The sequence below is a fragment of the Brucella intermedia LMG 3301 genome, from assembly GCF_000182645.1.
Taxonomy (GTDB): domain Bacteria; phylum Pseudomonadota; class Alphaproteobacteria; order Rhizobiales; family Rhizobiaceae; genus Brucella; species Brucella intermedia.
On sequence record NZ_ACQA01000002.1, the window covers coordinates 1466737 to 1485338 of the forward strand.

An 18602-nucleotide genomic window follows, 5' to 3' on the forward strand; every position below is an offset into this window, starting at 1 on the left:
TTAGATTATTGGAAGTATTATGTTAAATGGCGATCTCGCCGCTGGCTTCGCATCATGTCGTTCCCAAAAATATCCATCTTGACAAGTGATAATATTTTAGCAAACCTATCATCATAACAAAGGGCCAAGTCATAATATCACTTGACGAAACTCTGAGGTTGTCGGTCGGAACGGCGCGTTGGCACCAAGTGCGAGGGCCCAATCCTCCAGCCTCATGGACCGGGTGATAGAACACGTGCTCTCAAATGGTCTTGAACGGACGTATGCGCCCGCCGGTCATATGTGCGTTCCGGCGAGAATAAGGGGAAACAGAATGGGACTGGTTTCAGCCAGACTGAAGGAACTGGGTCTTATCCTGCCTGAAGTGGGGGCGCCGAGTGGCGCCTATGTACCATACAGGCTGAGTGGTCATACGTTGTATATCTCTGGTCAGGTGCCGCGTGTCGATGGCGTTGACTGCTATCTGGGATTGGTTGGCAGCACCATGAATGTCGAGGAGGCTTACCAGGCAGCGCGCGTCTGTGCGCTCAATCTGCTGGCGCGGGCGGCGGCCGCCCTCGATGGCGATCTCGATCGCATTTCCGCCTGTCTGCAACTGCGGGGCTTTGTGAACGCCGTGCCTGATTTCAAGGATCATCCGGCAGTGATCGATGGTGCTTCCGATCTTCTGATCGCGGTGCTTGGGGAGAAGGGGCATCATGCCCGCACAGCCCTTGGCGCAGGTTCCCTGCCGCGCGGTTTTGCCGTCGAGGTGGACGCCATCTTTGAAGTCCAGCCTTGAGCGCCAACTTCCTTTTGCAAATATAGACGAAGCGAGAATGAGATGTCTGACAAAGCCATCACGATGAATGGGGTCAACAAATGGTATGGCCAGCTCCATGTTCTCAAGGATATCAATTTGGAGGTCGACCGCGGTGAGCATATCGTGCTGTGCGGTCCATCCGGATCGGGCAAGTCGACACTGATCCGCTGCATCAATTATCTGGAAGAAATCCAGGACGGTATCATCGATGTAAATGGCACCCGTCTGGGACATACTGGCGCCAATGTCGATCATATTCGCCGCGATGTCGGCATGGTATTCCAGCAGTTCAACTTGTTTCCGCACATGACAGTGCTGGAAAATTGCATGCTGGCGCCGCGCCGCGTGCACAAGAACTCGCTTCCCGAAGCCCGGGAAAAGGCGATGCATTTCCTGAAGCGCGTTCATATCGCCGAGCAGGCCGAAAAATACCCGGCGCAACTCTCCGGCGGTCAGCAGCAACGCGTCGCCATTGCGCGGGCACTCTGCATGGGTCCGAAGATCATGCTGTTCGATGAGCCGACTTCCGCGCTCGATCCTGAAATGGTCAAGGAAGTGCTGGACACAATGATCAGTCTCGCTGACGACGGTATCACCATGATCTGTGTGACCCATGAGATGGGCTTTGCCCGCGCGGTCGCTCATCGCGTCATCTTCATGGATCGCGGCGAGATCATCGAAAGCGCGCCGCCAGCCGAATTCTTCGGCAATCCGAGACACGAGCGCGCCAAGGCGTTTCTAGGCCAGATTCTGAACCACTAAAAAACAAAGGGGAACCGGCCGCGAGCGGGAGAATAATTTGATGCAATACACATTCGACATGGGACCGGTCCTGGCAGCCTGGCCCGCGCTCCTCAACGGTGCGATCCAGACGCTGAAGATTTCATCCATTTCCATGGTCCTCGGCCTCGCGCTGGGCATCGTCTTCATGCTGATGCGGATGAGTTCGGTGCGGGTGATTTCGCTCACGGCCTTCGGCTATATCGAACTGATCCGCAACACACCGTTTCTGGTGCAATTATTCTTCATCTTCTTCGGCATGCCTTCGCTGGGCGTGACCCTTTCCGCTGAACAGGCGGCCATTCTCGCCATGACGCTCAATTGCGCGGCATATGCGGCAGAAATCGTGCGCGGCGGCGTGGAATCGATCAAGGCGGGCCAAATCGAAGCTGGCAAGGCGCTCGGGCTTCATACCTTCGACATCTACCGGTTCATCATCTTCCGCCCGGCCATACGCGCTGTATATCCCGCGCTTTGCAGCCAGTTCATCCTCATGATGCTCAATTCAAGCCTTGTCGCGTCGATCTCCGCGGAAGAACTGACCTATGTCGGACAGATGATAGATTCGGAAACCTTCCGCAGCTTTGAAATCTATTTCGTGCTCGGCGTCATCTACCTGGCCTTGTCGCAATTCTTCTCGATCGTTCTGCAAATCATCGGCAGGACCTATTTTTCCTACCCGTCGAAGTGAGGTCCCAAGATGATCCGCAGTTTTGGTTTCTCCGAATTTCTCTTCATTCTCGACGGCGCTAAATGGACCGTCATTCTCTCCCTCCTTGCCTTCACTTTCGGGGGGATGGGCGGGCTGGTCGTAGCACTGGGACGCACATCCGCGAAAAGATGGCTGCGCTATCTGATGGCGACCTATATCCAGATTTTCCAGGGTACACCGCTGCTGATCCAGCTGTTCTTCGTTTATTTCGGCCTGCCCATCCTGGGTATCCGCGTCGACATCTGGGTGGCGCTGATCATTGGCCTGTCGCTGCATGCCAGTGCTTTTCTGGGAGAGATCTGGCGCGGCAGCATCCAGGCTGTTTCCACCGGACAGGACGAGGCTGCCCGTGCGCTCGGTATCGGTTATTTCCATCGCATGAAGGATGTCGTGCTGCCGCAAGCCTTTCGCATTGGCCTTCCGGCGACGATCGGCTTTCTGGTCAATCTGATCAAGGGAACGGCGCTGGCAGCACTGCTCGGACTGACTGAACTCACCCGTTCAGGACAGTTGATGGCCAACATCACTTTTGAGCCGATGAAGGTCTACGGCACCGTGGGGCTCATCTATTTCATCATCTGTGTGCCACTCACTTACTACAGCGCCCGGATCGAAAAGCGGCTGAACGCCACACGCTAGTCAACGATAAAACAAACCAGAGGTAAGAACATGATCAACGCAGTTTTCAAGAGTTCCGCGATCGCACTCAGCCTTGCAACCAGCCTCGTCGCATCGGCCTTGTCCATTGGTGCGGCTGAAGCGGCAAGCCCGGAGGAAATCAAGGCCAAGGGCGTGGCCGTCATCGGCGTGCAGATGGATCAGTTTCCATGGGGCTTCATCGATGAGAACGGCAAGAATGGTGGCTTTGACATCGATGTGGCCAATCTTATTGCCGAGGAACTGGGAGTGGAGGTCAAGTTCGAGCGCGTGACAGGACAGAACCGCATTCCGCTGCTGACCAACGGCATGGTCGATTTTCTGGTGCCCTCGATGACGATCACGCCCGAGCGCGCAAAGGTTATCCAGTTCGTGCTTCCCTATTCGGCCAATGACATCACGGTCTGGGGGAAGAAGGACGCCGAAATCAACAGCAACGAGGATCTCGCCAAATACACGATCGGCGTCAATCGCGGCAGCGCTTTCGAGCCGATCCTCAAGAAGGCAGCCCCTGCGGGAACAAAAATCAAGGGCTTTGACGACGACGCCGCCACCGTGCAGGCGCTTCTGTCGGGCCAGGTTGATGCGATCCTCGGAAGTCTCACCTACGGCCTTGTGATCGAGAGCACAGGTAATGGTGACAAATATGTTCGCAAATACAAGGCAGCGGACAATATCCAGGCCATGGCAGTGCGCAAGGGCGATCAGGCCATGCTCGATTTTCTCAATGATTTCGTGACGCGCCACAATGCAGATGGTTCGCTGGATACGCTTTATAAGAAGTGGATCGGCGTCGACCGTCCGAAGCTGCCAACCACGCTTGAAGGGGTGGATTTCATCGGCAAGCAATAACGCCAGCACATAAGGTTCCCCGGTGCGGGTGAAACGCACCGGAACATCCAAAGTCTCCAGTATCCAATGACATGAACCCGCAAGGCCTTTTGCGGGAACCGGTAAACACGTGCCTGAACCAAGCCGTGACAGCACGCAACGTACTCGTCCCTTTCCGGGATATCTTTCTGGGAGTTAAGCAGAAAATGACGATAGATGGCAAACTGATCAGGGTGGGTGTCGATATCGGCGGAACCTTCACCGACGTGGCAATGGAAGTGGGTTCCACCCTCCATTCAACCAAGGTGCTGACGGATTATGCATTTCCCGAAAATGCCATCATCAAAGGCATTCGGGAAGTGGCTGAAAATGCTGGAGTGAAGCTTGATCAGATCGACACTGTCATTCACGGAACGACGCTTGCCACCAATGCACTGATTGAGCGACGCGGTGCGAAAACCGCACTCGTGACAACCAGGGGCTTTCGCGATGTGATTGAAATGCGCACGGAAAGCCGTTTCGAGCAATATGATCTCGATATCGTGCTGCCCGCGCCGCTTGTTGCGCGTAACGACCGGCTGGTTGTTAACGAACGCATCGGCGCCCGTGGCGAGGTTTTGAAGCCGCTCGATGAAAAGGAAGTCGATGCGCTTTGCGACCGCATCATCGCGGAAGGCTACGAAAGTGTGGCCGTCGGTTTCATCCATTCCTATCTCAATGGTGAGCATGAGCGCCGTTTCCGCGAGCGTCTTCTCGCCAGAAAGCCCGGTCTTTCCGTATCGATTTCCTCCGAAGTCTCGCCGCAGATGCGCGAATTCCAGCGTTTCAACACTGTCTGCGCCAATGCCTACGTCAAGCCGCTGATGGCATCTTACCTCAACCGGCTTGTCGGACGTCTTCGCGAAGAGGGCCTTGTTGCGCCTGTCTTCATGATTCATTCGGGCGGCGGTATCATCAGCATTGAAAGCGCCATCGAATTTCCTGTTCGCCTGCTCGAATCCGGCCCCGCCGGTGGCGCGATCTTCGCGGCCCACATTGCCGCCAATCACAAGCTCGATCAGGTCGTCTCCTATGATATGGGCGGCACGACCGCAAAAATCTGCCTCATCGAGCAGCAGATGCCCAAAACCTCCAAAACCTTTGAAGTGGCGCGTACCTATCGCTTCAAGAAGGGAAGCGGCATGCCGATCTCCATTCCAGTGATCGAAATGGTGGAGATCGGTGCGGGCGGCGGCTCGATTGCAACCGTCGATTCCATGCGCCAGATCCGCGTCGGACCGCACAGCGCGGGATCGGAACCCGGCCCTGCCTGCTATGATCGCGGCGGCACCCATCCAACCGTTACCGACGCCGATGTCATTCTGGGCCGCCTCGACCCCGATACATTTGCGGGCGGCACGATGCAACTCTCACGCTCTGCGTCGGAAAAAGCCATGGATGCCGATATCGGCTCCAAGCTTGGTTCCGACATTGCCACTTCCGCCTATGGTCTGAGCGAAGTGGTAGATGAAAACATGAGCAATGCCGCACGCATGCATGCGGTTGAAAACGGCAAGGAACTGTCGGAATTCACCATGATCGCCTTCGGCGGTGCCGCTCCAGTTCACGCAGCGCGCCTGTGTGAAAAACTCGGCGTGACCGATCTTCTCATTCCCCCCGGAGCCGGTGTTGGTTCGGCCATCGGTTTCCTGCGTGCGCCCTTCGGCTTTGAATCGGTACGCAGTGCATACAGCCGCCTGAGCCGCTTTGAAGGCAAAGCCATCAATGCGGTCATCAAGGAACTGGTGGAGGAAGCAACCTCCTTCGTTCGATCAGGCGCGCCTGACGCAGACCCGACGCTCGAATGCACCGCTTACATGCGCTATGCCGGACAAGGCTGGGAAGTGCCGGTTACGATTGAAGTCCGCGATTACAGCGATGCGGACGCGGTGCTGTTCCGCACGCTTTTTGACGAATGCTACGAGCGGTTCTTCGGCCGCGTGATCGATGATCTCGATGTCGAGATCGTCAGCTGGTCCTTGCGCGCAAGCGCAGACGCCGCTGCCCCGACCCCCGCAAAGCCGGTCCAGAAACAGGAGCAGGCCGCCATATCCGCCACGCGTCAGGTGTTCGACGTTCTCGAAGAACGCTTCCTGGAAGCTTCGATCGTCGAGCGCGAAGCCATGAAGCCGGGCGAGTGGATTGCCGGTCCCGCCATCATCACGGAACGCGAAACCTCGACCGTTGTGACCTCCAGCCGCGAAGCGATCATGCAGGCCGATGGATGCCTGCTGCTACGCGCCAAGGCTGCCTAGAGCGGTTCCTGTTCTGACAGAATCCCCGGAACCGCTCTAACTATTTGTTTTATCGCATTATCCAACGCAAAACCGTTTCACGCTTTTGCTGGAAATGCTCCAAGGAGCCGTCTCACATGACAAAGAAACCCATTTCCGATGTTCATATGCAGATCATGTGGAACCGCCTGATTTCCGTTGTCGAGGAACAGGCCGTCACTCTGATCCGTACCGCCTTCAGCACCAGCGTGCGTGAATCCGGCGACCTTTCTGCAGGTGTCTTCAACCGCGCAGGCCTCATGATCGCGCAGGCTGTGACCGGTACGCCCGGCCACGTCAATGCCATGGCGGAAGCGGTCGGCCACTTCATCAACGACATAGGTCGCGAAAACATCTACGAGGGCGATGTCTATATCACCAACGACCCATGGAAAGGCACGGGCCACCTGCATGACTTCACGGTCGTGTCGCCGAGCTTCCGCAAGGGTGAGTTGACTGGCTTCTTTGCCTGTACGGCCCATGTGGTCGATGTTGGCGGACGCGGCTTCGGCCCGGATGCGAACGAAGTTTATGAAGAAGGCATTTTCGTGCCGATCATGAAATTTGCCGAGCGCGGTGTGGTCAACAAGGACCTCGTCAATATACTGCGAAACAATGTGCGCGAAAGCCATCAGGTCGTCGGCGACGTCTATTCGCTCGCAGCCTGCAATGAAATCGGTCATCGCCGCCTGATGGACATGATGGATGAATTCCAGCTCGATGATCTGGAAGGCCTGGCCGATTTCATCTTCAAGCGCAGCTATGATGCGACGCTTGAACGCCTGGCCAGCCTGCCGCACGGCACCTACTCCAACGTGATGCGCGTGGACGGTTACGGCGATCCAATCGACATTGCCGTGCGGATAGACGTGCATGCCGATCATATCCTTGCGGATTTCGCCGGTACATCGGCACCGAGCCCCAAGGGCATCAACTGTCCGTTGATCTATTCTGCCGCCTATGCCTGCTATGGCCTGAAATGCTCGCTCGCCCCGGAAATTCCCAACAACCATGCCTCATTGCTGCCGTTCAAGGTGACTGCGCCGAAAGACTGCATCCTGAATGCGCAGCGTCCGGCTCCCGTTTCAGTGCGCCACGTGTTGGGCCATCTGGTGCCCGATGCAGTGCTCGGTGCCGTCCACAAGATGCTGCCGGGAAAAGTGCCCGCCGAAGGTTCCGGCGCGCTTTGGAACCTGCATGTCAGCGCACGCCCGCTCACCGGCAAGGATGCGCCGAGGGACGGAGGCCACCGTGCGGAAGTGCTGTTGTTCAACAGCGGGGGCACCGGCGCGCGGTCGCATCTGGACGGGTTGAACGCCACGGCCTTTCCAAGCGGCGTGCATTCGATGTCGATTGAAGCAACCGAGCATGTCGGGCCGGTCATTTTCTGGCGCAAGGAACTGCGCGATGGTTCGGGTGGTGCCGGTCAGTTCCGCGGTGGCCTTGGTCAGGTGGTGGAAATCGCTCCAACCGAAGGACACGAGATTTACTTCAACGCAATGTTCGACCGCATCAAGCACCCACCGCGCGGCCGCGAAGGGGGAGAGAACGGAGCCGCCGGGGCGGTCCTTCTCGACGATGGCACGGTGTTGAACGCCAAGGGACGCCAGCATGTACCTGCCGGTCGCACGCTCATCCTTCAACTGCCCGGAGGTGGCGGTTATGGCTCCCACGACAAGCGTGATGCGGAAGCCGTCAAACGCGACCGGGATTTTGATTATGTGGTGAATGGATAGTCCTGAACGTCATCGGAAGCCGCCCCATGAGGGCGGCTTCTTTCATCTGACCAATAAAAGAGTATTCCCATGCAGTATGAAAATCGCCGATCATCGGGCATCAAGGCGTCTCCCAGCATGGCCGTCTCCATGGCCGCCAGGAAACTGCGCGCCGAGGGCCGGGACATTGTGGATCTTTCTCTAGGGGAACCTGATTTTGAACCGCCCACCCACGTTCTGGATGCCGCCCATGCGGCGGTGAAAGCCGGCGGCGTGCGTTATGGTGCGGCCGCTGGCACGGAATCGCTTCGCAAGGCCATCATTGTCAAGTTCAGTCGCGACAACCAGCTTGAATTCAGCATCGATGAACTGACCGTGGCCAACGGTGCCAAGCAGATATTGTTCGACACGTTTCTGGCAACGCTGGAAGAAGGGGATGAAGTGATCATCCCCACGCCATGCTGGGTATCCTATGCTGATATTGTCGCGTTGCATGGCGGCAAGCCGGTCTTCGTGCCTTGCGGACCGGAAACTGGTTTCAAACTGACCGCGAGCCGGCTTGCAGCGGCAATCACGCCCAAATCCCGCTGGCTGATGCTCAATTCCCCATCCAATCCGACAGGCGCCATTTATAGCGAAGATGAATATGCGCAACTGGCCCATATTCTCGAAAAGCACGAGCGCATTCTCATTCTCTCCGATGAAATCTATGAGCATGTCCTGTTAAGCGAGGTGCCTTTCATCTCTTTCGGGACCGCATGTCCGCAGCTTCGCGAACGCACTCTCATTGTCAACGGTGTCTCCAAAACCTATGCCATGACGGGCTGGCGCGTCGGCTATGCCGCAGGACCCAAAGCACTTGTTGCCGCGATCAACAAGATGCAATCGCAAAGCGTGACCTCCGTATGCTCTATCGCGCAGGCGGCGGCACAGGCAGCCCTTGACGGTGATCAGGCCTTTGTTGCGCAGGCCGCAGAAATCTTCAGCCGCCGCGCCGATCTGGTGGCCGGCCATCTGGCGCAAATTACGGATATCGATTTCCTCAAGCCCGACGGCGCCTTTTATGCTTTCATCGGCGTCGAAAAGCTTTTCGGCCGCAAAACCGGTGCGGGCAATGTTCTTCAAACCGATACGGACGTAGCGAAATATCTGCTTGAGGAATTTGGCGTTTCCAGTGTGCCCGGTATTGCCTTTGGAGCCCCGGGCTTCATCCGCCTGTCGATTGCGGCTTCGGAAGAAGAACTGGTCAAAGCCTGCACGCGTCTCAGGGAAATGGTCGCTTCCCTGATGTGAGGCATCAAAAAAGCCGCAGCCAAGAGCTGCGGCTTCTGTCTTCAAGTCAAGGTTTCAGGCGGCCTGCTTGCGGGCATGATTGCCGATCAGAGCTTCAAGCATGCCTTCTTCTTCCCTGGTCAGATCGGAAAGAGGGGCACGAACCGGACCGGCAGCAAAGCCCTGCAGGCGAACGCCGGCTTTGACTGCGGCAACAGCATAGCCCTTACGACGGCTGCGGATCGCCATAAACGGGTAGAAGAACTCATTGAGGATGCGCTCGCAGCTTGCGCGTTCGCCTGCTCGCAATGCCTTGTAGAATTCCACCGCCAGGCCCGGAACAAAGTTGAAAACCGCCGAGGAATACGTGGTGAAGCCCGCGCCAAGATAAGCTTCGGCGAAGAGTTCCGCCGTTGGCATGCCGCCGAGATAGGTCAGCCGGTCGCCCATCTTTGCGGTAATCTGGCGAACCAGACCGATGTCGCCGACGCCATCCTTGAAACCGACGAGGTTAGGGCAGGCATCGCAAAGGCGGGCCAGCGTGTCAGCCTGAAGAACCGAATTGTCACGGTTATAGACCATGACGCCGATACCGATTGACTGACAGACGCGCTTGACATGCTCATAGAGCCCTTCCTGCGGGGCATCGATCAGATAATGGGGCAGAAGCAGGATTCCGTCGGCACCGGCTTTTTCTGCTGATTTCGCAATCTCGATGGCTACCTCGGTGCCATAGCCGCAACCAGAAACGATGGCCGTATTGCTGCCGCCCGCAGCCTCTTTGGCGGCTGAGACGATTGCCGGAATTTCGTCGGGTCGCAAGGAGAAAAACTCACCCGTACCTCCTGCTGCGAACAGCACGGGCGCGTCGAAACCCGAAAGCCATTCGACATGCGCCTTATAGCTTTCAGGCGCAAAATTCCCTTCCACATCAAAATGCGTGACCGGAAACGAGAGCAGGCCAGCGCCCAGTTTCTGTTTGATTAGTTGCGGTTCCATGTGTCGATCCCTTCTGGAAAACTACACATAGGACCTACCCGATTCAGATGATAAGTGTCAACAACTTATATTATAAGTTATGGCGCTCTCTGCAGAATGGCCCGATAGCGGGTCTGGCTGCCCTTCAAATGCCGGCGCATGGCATCACGCGCACCGTTCTCGTCACCGTTGAATATGGCCTCTATGATCTGCGCGTGTTCCCTATGCAAATGGGCGATATAATCACCGGGACTGGTGTCTGCACCCGACTGAAGTGCTGCACGGGGAATGACGCCACTGCCGATCATTGCCAGAAACTCGCGGAAGCGCGGATTGTTGGCGGCATCTGCAATGGCAAGATGCAGGGCAAAATCTGCCTCGCTCGTGGATTGACCGGATTCGAGGCAGGCCAGAACCTGCCTGTGACAATTGATGATGGCTTCTTCCTGTTGCGGCGAACGACGCAAGGCGGCAAGTCCCGCAGCCTCGACTTCCACTCCGGTGCGTAGTTCCAGGAGTTCTATGACGGAAGAAACGCGCTCATAGTCAAGGTTTTGGAAGGGAACTGTTTCAGGCGGCTGCGGCTCGAGCACAAAGACACCCGCACCTTGCCTTGCTTCCACCAGCCGGTCGGCCCGCAAGGCTGCGATTGCTTCGCGAATGACCGTGCGACTGACGCCAAAGGATTCAGTAAGCCGTGCTTCGCTCGGCAACTTCGTCCCGGGCGTTATTTCGCCCGACTGTATGGATCGCCGCAGCTGTTCACTCACTTTGGCGACAAGATTTCCAGTTGAACGGGATGTGTCCTTGTCTTTGTTCGTCACCGCAAACTTTCCTTGGTTGTGCTTCAATCGTGTAGCAATTCTGATTATGCAGAACAAGACTGCATATGAAAGTCGTATGACGTATTGACCGCCATCTTCAAATACATATTATGGTTTCATTAACTCATCAGAAATGGAAATGACAATGATTTTCAAGCCGCACGGATGCCATCTGATCGCCGGTGAATGGGTGGCGGGGGAGGCGACATTCGCCTCGACACCTGCGACGGGTTCATCGCATGAATTTGCGGTCGGCACGCCTGCTCTTGTGGCGCGCGCCTGCGAAGCGGCGGAAGATGCTTTCTGGACTTATGGTTACACAAGCCGCGAAGAGCGCGCTCAGTTCCTTGAGGCCATCGCCGACGAAATCGAAGCGCGCGCTGCCGCCATCACGGAAATCGGCACGCAGGAAACCGGCCTGCCGGCGGGCCGACTTGAAGGCGAGCGTGGGCGCACCACCGGCCAGCTCCGCCTTTTTGCCACCCATATCCGCAAGGGTGACTATCTGGATCGCCGCGTTGACGAGGCCCTGCCGGACCGAAAGCCAGCGCCACGCCCGGAAATCCGGCTGATGCAGCGTCCGATTGGCCCGGTTGCCGTTTTCGGCGCATCCAATTTTCCCCTCGCTTTCTCTACCGCCGGCGGTGACACGGCAGCCGCCCTTGCCGCAGGCTGCCCGGTCGTCGTGAAAGGCCACTCCGCCCATCCCGGGACCGGCGAGATCGTCGCCGAGGCCATTCATGCCGCCCTCATCAAGACCGGCATGCCCAAGGGCGTGTTCAGTCTCATTCAGGGTGGTGACCGCAAGGTCGGTGAAGCGCTGGTCACGCATCCGCTGATCAAGGCTGTCGGCTTTACCGGCTCGCTTGGCGGTGGCCGCGCTCTGTTCAATCTTTGCGCACAGCGCCCGGAACCGATTCCTTTCTTCGGCGAGCTTGGCTCGGTCAATCCGATGTTCCTGCTGCCGGAAGCCATGAAGACCCGCGCGCCGTCGCTGGGCGAAGGCTGGGCCGCGTCCTTGACCATGGGTGCCGGTCAGTTCTGCACCAATCCGGGCATCGCCGTGGTTATCGACGGATCGGACGCCGACAGCTTTGTGCAATCCACCCGCAGCGCTTTGGAAAAGGTCGCGCCGCAGGTCATGCTGACCGATGGCATTGCCAAGGCTTATCAGGATGGCAAAGCGCATTTCGACAGCCGCAACTCCGTCAAGCCTGTGCTGACGACGGAAAGCAAGGGCCGCGAAGCCTCGCCCAATCTCTATGAGACGACGGGGGACGCCTTCCTCGGCGATCACACCATCGGCGAGGAAGTGTTCGGCCCGCTCGGCGTTGTGGTCCGCGTCAAGTCGGTCGACGACATGGTGCATCTGGCCAAGGGTTTTGAAGGCCAGCTGACGGCAACCTTGCATATGGACAAGGACGATGCCGCTTCAGCCCGCAAGCTTCTGCCGGTTCTGGAACGCAAGGCCGGACGCGTTCTGGCCAACGGTTTCCCGACCGGTGTGGAAGTGGTCGATTCGATGGTGCATGGCGGGCCTTATCCGGCCAGCACGAATTTCGGCGCAACCAGCGTTGGAACCATGTCCATCCGCCGCTTTCTGCGCCCCGTCAGTTATCAGAACATTCCGGCTGATGTGCTGCCGGCAGATTTCGAGTGAAGCTTCCTTATCATTGTTGAAACCACATGCATCAGGCCGTATCGGCCTGATGCTTCCTCTTGTGGAATTATTCGCGGCCGGAACCGAGGGCATGTATGGAAAGAATATCGAACTTCGTTTCGCATCGATCCGGTTTCCAACGCTCTTCAGCCGATGGCTGGCGAGATTTTCAGTGCTCGAAGCGCATTGAGAATGACAGCGACATCGATCACCTCCTGTAGCAACGCACCCTGAACGGGTGACAGATAGCCGAACGCTGCTGCAATCATGGCGATCACTGAAAGGCCGATGCCTGCCACAACGCTTTCGACGGCGATGCGCCTTGATCGCTTCGCGATCTCTATGCCGGTCCGCAGCCTGCCTATTCTGTCGACGAGAAGAACGATGTCGGCGGCTTCGGCAGAGGCAGCCGCTCCCCTTGCACCCATCGCAACGCCGACATCCGCCGCGGCGAGCGCAGGTGCGTCGTTCACGCCGTCGCCGACCATCATCACGGGGCCATACTTGCGCTCGCTGAGAACGGTCAGCACCTTTTGATCGGGTGAAAGTTCGCAGTAGATGGCATCGAGCCCCAAACCCTTGGTGACGCGTCTGGCCACCGCAGCGCGATCGCCCGTCGCCAGCACAATGCGCCTCACACCATCCTTGCGTAAACCTTTTAGCGTAGAGGCCACATCGCCGCGCAAAGGGTCGGCCATGACTATATAGCCCGCAACAGCGCCGTCTATTGCGACTGCCACCAGCGCTGCTCCCGCTTCAGTGCCGGGAATTTCGACCAGCTTTGCGCCGGCTTGTCTTGCAACGAAGCTGTGCCCGCCGACGATGACACTTCTGCCATCGACCCGGCCAGCCACGCCGTCCCCCGCCAGTTCGCTAACGTCGGTCGGCAATACAAGATCTATACCGCGTTCCTGAGCGGCCAGTACAAGCGCCTGTGCCATCGGGTGTTTCGACACCTGGTCAAGGGAAGCAGCGAGCCGCAATATCTCGTCTTCACCGAATCCCGGCTCAAGGTGGATCGAGGTGATTTGCGGACGGCCATCAGTCAGCGTTCCGGTCTTGTCCAGCACCAGCGTAACGATGCGAGCCATATTCTCCAGCGGACCAGCACCCTTCACCAGCACCCCGAAATGAGCGGAACGCGATAGCCCGGCAACAAGCGCGACGGGCACCGCCAGAATGAGCGGGCATGGGGTGGCAACGACGAGAACGGCGACCGACCTTATCGGATCGCCCGTGAACCACCACGCTGCGAAGGCGATTACGATGGTTACGATCAGAAAACCGATAGACCACTGATCCGCCAGTCTCGACATCGGGGCTTTGGAAGCCTGTGCCTCTTCCACGAGGCGCACGATGCCCGCATAGGTGCTGTCCTTCGCTTCGTGTCTGGCAACGATATCGAAGGCATCGCCGGCATTGACCGATCCGCTCAGCACATCGGCCCCCTGGGCTAGCGAGATCGGAAGTGCTTCTCCCGTCAGTGCCGAGGTGTTTACGAAGGCCCTGTTGGAAGCGATACGCCCGTCGACGGGGATAACATCTCCCTGACGGATCAGGAGCCGGTCGCCCGGACGAACCGTGTCAACGGCAACATCCTCGAGACGATCATCAATATAACGCATTGTGGTTCGGGGCGCGCGGGACAGCAAGGCATGCATCTCACGGCGTGCCCGCCCTTCGGCAAAGCTCTCAAGGAAAGCTCCGCCGGTATACATGAGCGCGACAATCGAGGCCGCCAGCATTTCCCCAAATGCCAGAGCGGCCGACATGGACATCGCCGCGACGATATCCAGCCCGAACTCCCCTCGCCATAAACTCCTGAGAATTTCGGCGAGCAAAGTCGCCAGTACAGGCAGGGTGGCGATAGCCCAGATCAGCCGTGCACCGTAGGAGTAACCCGAAAAGTAAAAGCCCAGCCCGAGCACAAGTCCGCAGACGGCAAAGACCAGAAGGATTGTCTTCGATCGATCTTTCCCTGAAAACCGCATCTCCAAAGTCTCCCCAAGGACAGAAGGACCGATTGTAAAGCATTTTGGCGGTCTTGACGCTGACTATGATCAATCCTGTTCTTACACTCGCTGAAGCTTGGCAGAGATCATCAGGCCAAGCTGGCCGATGCTATCGTGATGCCCTTGCTCCGTCCCAAGTCAGTATCTGAATGCGGTCAGACAATCTGAAGGCCCATGATCGCCATTGTGGGACACTATGCGTTCGCCTGAGCCGCCTAGCTTAAGCCCACGTTCCCTGCGCTCGCGAGCAATATTTCTCTATTACGACGCGACTGAATTCTTTTCCATTTCGGCAGGAAAGACGCTTCGCGCTACCGTCGATGTCCTTGGCATTTCTCGGTGCTCGCGGCATAGCTGCGCCCAGAGTTGGGGCGCGCTTCAAGCCGGATGAATTGTTGCAACGGATGTCCAGGATGGTCATGCTGTGTTGACCGGGCGAAATGACGATGTTTATTATCGGAAAATTTGAACGCACAATAAGAGACGATAATGAAAATCTTCATCGCCGGTCTGGATACCGAAACGAACACTTTTTCGCCAATGCAGACAGGTTTCCAAGCTTTCACTGAAAACCTGATTGCTTATGGAGATGCCACTTCGAAGCCACTCAATTGCTGCTCATCGCAATTGTCTGTCTGGCGGGATGCCGCAGAAAGGAAAGGTTGGAGTGTCGTCGAAAGTCTTTGCGCAGTGGCCGAGCCTGGCGGCAGAACCACCCGCGCCGTTTACGAACATTTCCGCAAAACAATTCTTGATGATCTTCAGGCGGCAATGCCGGTGGACGCAGTCATGCTTGCGCTTCATGGTGCCTGCGTTGCGGACGGTTATGATGACGTCGAAGGAGACCTCATCTCCCATATACGTGGCCTTGTGGGCGCTCATGTTCCGATAGCTGTCGAGCTGGATCTGCATTGTCATATTACTGAGCGCATGATCGACAATGCAACGATGATCGTAACTTACAAGGAATATCCACACACCGATATTGAGATCGTAGCCCGTCAGCTCTTTGCGATACTGGAACGAACGCTCACGGGTGAAATCGAACCTGTCATGGCGGTCTATGACTGCCGCCTCATCAGCATCTTTCATCCGCACCGGCAACCGTTGCGCGGAGTTGTGGACCGGATGAAGGCGATGGAAGGGAACGACGGCGTACTGGCTGTCTCCTTCGGCCATGGTTTTCCATGGGGTGACGTTGCGGATGTGGGCGCGAAGATGCTCGTTGTCACCGACCAGGATCGGCAGAAGGCTGCTCACATCGCCGAAAGCTTCGGTCGAGAGATATACAGTGCACGGGAGCAAATGCGTGGCGCATACTTGTCCGTCGATGAGGCGCTGGACCGTGCATTGGAAGCGAAAAATGGTCCCGTTGTCTTGGCCGATGTTTCAGACAATGCTGGCGGGGGCGCCCCGGGCGATTCCACTTTTATTCTGCGGCGCATTATTGAACGCGGAATTGAAGACGTCGCCTCTTGTCTTTACTGGGACCCGATCGCCGTGCGGATGTGCCGGGAAGCGGGAGAAGGCGCCTCTCTCGCGTTGAGGATTGGGGGCAAGGTCGGCGAAGTGTCGGGTGCGCCGCTGGATCTCACGGTCACGGTCCGGCGGATTGCTTCGGACATTACGCAACGGTTTGGCCCCACGCCGCTGGGCATCGGCGAGGCCGTCTGGGTCAGCGCGGGGAGTATCGATATCGTGTTGAATACCATCCGCACGCAGACATTTCACCCCGAATGCATGACAGGGCTCGGACTTGATCCCTCGAAAAAGAAGATTGTCGTGGTGAAATCGAGCAACCATTTCCGGGCTGGTTTCGAACCTATTGCGGGCGAGATACTCTATGTTGGCGCTCCCGGTGCGCTACAACCACGTTTCGAAGATTTGCCTTTCACAAAACTGGAAAAACCATACTGGCCGAGAGTTGCGGATCCGCTGGCTCAGTAGGGCATCATGTTGCTTTACGGCGAGATGTAAATTACGCGCTCATGTCAGTGACGCGATATACCTCTTGAAAACAGAGTTGATCGGGATGCCACTCGAATTTGAGATCAAGCGAATGGAAAACTTCGGATGAATGATGCGAAATCCAGCCTCGGCGACATCCTGAGAGACATCCGAAGCCGCAACCATTGGACCCTGGCTGAAGTAAGCGCGATGACCGGGCTTGCAGTATCGACCCTTTCGAAGGTTGAGAACAACCAGATGCAGCTTACATATGACCGGCTTATCCAGCTTGCTCAGGGCATTGGTGTCGATATTGCAGAGCTTTTTGGCGCTGTGGCCACCCCGGATGAACTTTCAAATGTGATGGGCCGGCGTACATTCACAAAGTCCGGCGACGGCCGTTCGATCATCACGCAGAACTACGACTATCTCTATATTTGCACGGAGATCTACAAGAAGGCGATGGTCCCGATCCTCGCTGTGGCGCACGCTCGAACACTTGAGGAATTTGGGCCGCTCATCCGGCACAAGGGCGAGGAATTCATCTATGTGCTTGAGGGTGAACTGGAACTCCACTCAGAAATTTATGCACCTCTTCGTCTCAAGAAAGGCGATTCCGCCTATTTTGATGCGATGACTGGACACGGTTATCTAAGCGTGAGCGAAGAGCCCGCCCAGATCCTGTGTGTCTGTTCAACGCCGGAAACGGAACTGGTTTCTACGCTGGTCAATACGCAAACCATCAAATTCAAAGCGGATTGACGTCTTCGATAAGGCTTGAATCTCATCGGCATCTTAGGGAAATTATTTTCTTATAAGAAAATAATTTGATTGCCTCTCCGGGCTGTGCAAATCTGGTTCCATGACTTTCGGGTACAGTGGAACAAACTGGCAGGCACGGGGCTTGCAGTCAGATTGCCGGAGATAACTTTGACTGAACCAGCAGTGGCAATTGAAACATTCAACCGTCCTTATCCCGTCGACATTCAGACACCTTACGTGGAAATCGACGAAGACCGGCTGATACGCAACCTGAAGGAGATGCAGCAAAAGGCGGACAAAGCCGGGGTGCGGCTGCGGCCTCACATCAAGACCCACAAGAGCCTCATGATTGCCAACCGCCAGCTTCAGCTTGGCGCAATTGGCGTCACTGCTTCCAAGCCGGATGAAGCGCTGGTCTTTGTCGAGGGCGGCATTCCCTCCGTAACCCTCGCTTATCCCATCGTGAGACCGGATTCGATCGGTCGCCTGATACGCAGTGCGCAGATTCGAGATACCGAGCTTATGTTTATCGCCGCTCACGAGATCGGCATTCAGGCGATTGGGGCTGCCGCAGAAGCACATGATGTAAAGCTTGGCGTTTTTCTGAAAGTCGATGTCGGTCTCGGGCGCGTCGGCGTCAAGCCGCAGGACCCCGCCGCCGTTGTGCTGGCTCAAAAGATAGCACAACACCCTTATCTTGCATTCGCAGGCCTTTTTTCCCATGCAGGCCATGCCTATGGCAGCAAGTCCGCCGAAGAACTGGCAAATATTGCCAATGCGGAAGCGCAGGCCCTCCTCCACCTCGCAGAACAGTTGAAGGAGGTGGGCGTCGAAGTCCCCGCAATATCCGTGGGGTCGACACCGACTTGCCTCGGCGCGCCTATTCCGTCCGGGATAACGGAGATACGGCCGGGAAACTACGCCTTCCTTGACCGGACCGCGCTTCGCCTTGGCATAGCATCGGGTGATAACATCGCGCTTTCCATCATTGCCACCGTTGTTGCCCACAACGACCATCATTTCATTATCGATGCAGGTTCCAAATCCCTTTCATCCGACCTTGGTGCACACGGCTCTGGTGGCGGCGGCTTTGGGCTGGCCGTCAGTGTGTGGGGTGACACGTCAGAGATGTGGGAAATTGAACGCCTTTCTGAAGAACATGGGTTCGTTCGTTTCAGTGACACCCCGCCCCCTGTCGGCAGTCGTGTTCGCATATTTCCCAATCATTCCTGTGCAGTTATCGCCCAATTCGACCAGGTCGCCCTGCGACAACCGGACGGAAGAACACGAACCTTGTCGACCGAGGCCCGAGGCCATCAGACCTGATGCGGTGACGCC

15 protein-coding genes are annotated in these 18602 nt (G+C 56.9%); 12 read left to right on the forward strand and 3 right to left on the reverse strand.

Annotated elements, in window-relative coordinates; all coding sequences use genetic code 11:
- The first annotated feature begins 313 nt into the window (after window positions 1-313).
- The 8 genes from OINT_RS19375 (at window position 314) to OINT_RS19410 (ending at window position 9102) form a co-directional block, all read left to right on the forward strand.
- The gene (locus OINT_RS19375; RefSeq protein ID WP_039853397.1) at window positions 314-781 is read left to right on the forward strand and encodes a RidA family protein; all 468 of its coding nucleotides are present in this window, start codon (window positions 314-316) and stop codon (window positions 779-781) included.
- Between the two features lie 42 nt (window positions 782-823).
- Window positions 824-1564, forward strand: coding sequence for an amino acid ABC transporter ATP-binding protein (locus tag OINT_RS19380; protein WP_006469603.1), 741 nt, complete (start codon window positions 824-826; stop codon window positions 1562-1564).
- 40 nt (window positions 1565-1604) lie between these two features.
- Window positions 1605-2273 carry an amino acid ABC transporter permease gene (locus OINT_RS19385; protein WP_006470770.1) on the forward strand — a complete coding sequence of 223 codons (669 nt, stop codon included), beginning with the start codon at window positions 1605-1607 and terminating at the stop codon, window positions 2271-2273.
- 9 nt (window positions 2274-2282) lie between these two features.
- Complete coding sequence (locus tag OINT_RS19390; RefSeq protein ID WP_006469605.1) at window positions 2283-2933, forward strand: amino acid ABC transporter permease; 651 nt, start codon at window positions 2283-2285, stop codon at window positions 2931-2933.
- Between the two features lie 30 nt (window positions 2934-2963).
- Complete coding sequence (locus OINT_RS19395; RefSeq protein ID WP_006470769.1) at window positions 2964-3803, forward strand: transporter substrate-binding domain-containing protein; 840 nt, start codon at window positions 2964-2966, stop codon at window positions 3801-3803.
- A gap of 185 nt (window positions 3804-3988) precedes the next feature.
- Complete coding sequence (locus tag OINT_RS19400; RefSeq protein WP_006470768.1) at window positions 3989-6076, forward strand: hydantoinase/oxoprolinase family protein; 2088 nt, start codon at window positions 3989-3991, stop codon at window positions 6074-6076.
- Between the two features lie 116 nt (window positions 6077-6192).
- Window positions 6193-7830: a hydantoinase B/oxoprolinase family protein gene (locus tag OINT_RS19405; protein WP_006470767.1), complete on the forward strand. Its 1638-nt coding sequence runs from the start codon at window positions 6193-6195 to the stop codon at window positions 7828-7830.
- A 69-nt stretch (window positions 7831-7899) separates the two neighbouring features.
- On the forward strand, window positions 7900-9102 hold the full coding sequence (locus OINT_RS19410) for a pyridoxal phosphate-dependent aminotransferase (protein ID WP_006469607.1): 1203 nt from the start codon (window positions 7900-7902) through the stop codon (window positions 9100-9102).
- Between the two features lie 54 nt (window positions 9103-9156).
- Here the strand turns inward: OINT_RS19410 and kdgD are convergent, their stop codons facing one another.
- Window positions 9157-10080: a 5-dehydro-4-deoxyglucarate dehydratase gene (kdgD, locus tag OINT_RS19415; protein WP_006469608.1), complete on the reverse strand. Its 924-nt coding sequence runs from the start codon at window positions 10078-10080 to the stop codon at window positions 9157-9159.
- A 77-nt stretch (window positions 10081-10157) separates the two neighbouring features.
- Window positions 10158-10883: a FadR/GntR family transcriptional regulator gene (locus OINT_RS19420; RefSeq protein ID WP_006470766.1), complete on the reverse strand. Its 726-nt coding sequence runs from the start codon at window positions 10881-10883 to the stop codon at window positions 10158-10160.
- A 145-nt stretch (window positions 10884-11028) separates the two neighbouring features.
- Here OINT_RS19420 and OINT_RS19425 point away from each other — a divergent pair, with 145 nt between their 5' ends.
- The gene (locus OINT_RS19425; protein ID WP_006470765.1) at window positions 11029-12543 is read left to right on the forward strand and encodes an aldehyde dehydrogenase (NADP(+)); all 1515 of its coding nucleotides are present in this window, start codon (window positions 11029-11031) and stop codon (window positions 12541-12543) included.
- 146 nt (window positions 12544-12689) lie between these two features.
- Here OINT_RS19425 and OINT_RS19430 read toward each other — a convergent pair whose 3' ends face one another.
- Window positions 12690-14534, reverse strand: a complete 1845-nt coding sequence (locus OINT_RS19430) for a heavy metal translocating P-type ATPase (protein WP_006470764.1) — start codon at window positions 14532-14534, stop codon at window positions 12690-12692.
- Between the two features lie 510 nt (window positions 14535-15044).
- Between OINT_RS19430 and OINT_RS19435 the strand changes: the two genes are divergently transcribed.
- From OINT_RS19435 to OINT_RS19445, 3 genes are all read left to right on the forward strand, one after another.
- Window positions 15045-16502, forward strand: coding sequence for a M81 family metallopeptidase (locus OINT_RS19435; protein ID WP_006469613.1), 1458 nt, complete (start codon window positions 15045-15047; stop codon window positions 16500-16502).
- A 126-nt stretch (window positions 16503-16628) separates the two neighbouring features.
- Complete coding sequence (locus tag OINT_RS19440; RefSeq protein WP_006469614.1) at window positions 16629-17264, forward strand: helix-turn-helix domain-containing protein; 636 nt, start codon at window positions 16629-16631, stop codon at window positions 17262-17264.
- 168 nt (window positions 17265-17432) lie between these two features.
- Entirely contained in the window at window positions 17433-18590 is a 1158-nt protein-coding gene (locus OINT_RS19445) for an alanine racemase (RefSeq protein ID WP_039853400.1), read from the forward strand.
- Window positions 18591-18602: the final 12 nt, after the last annotated feature.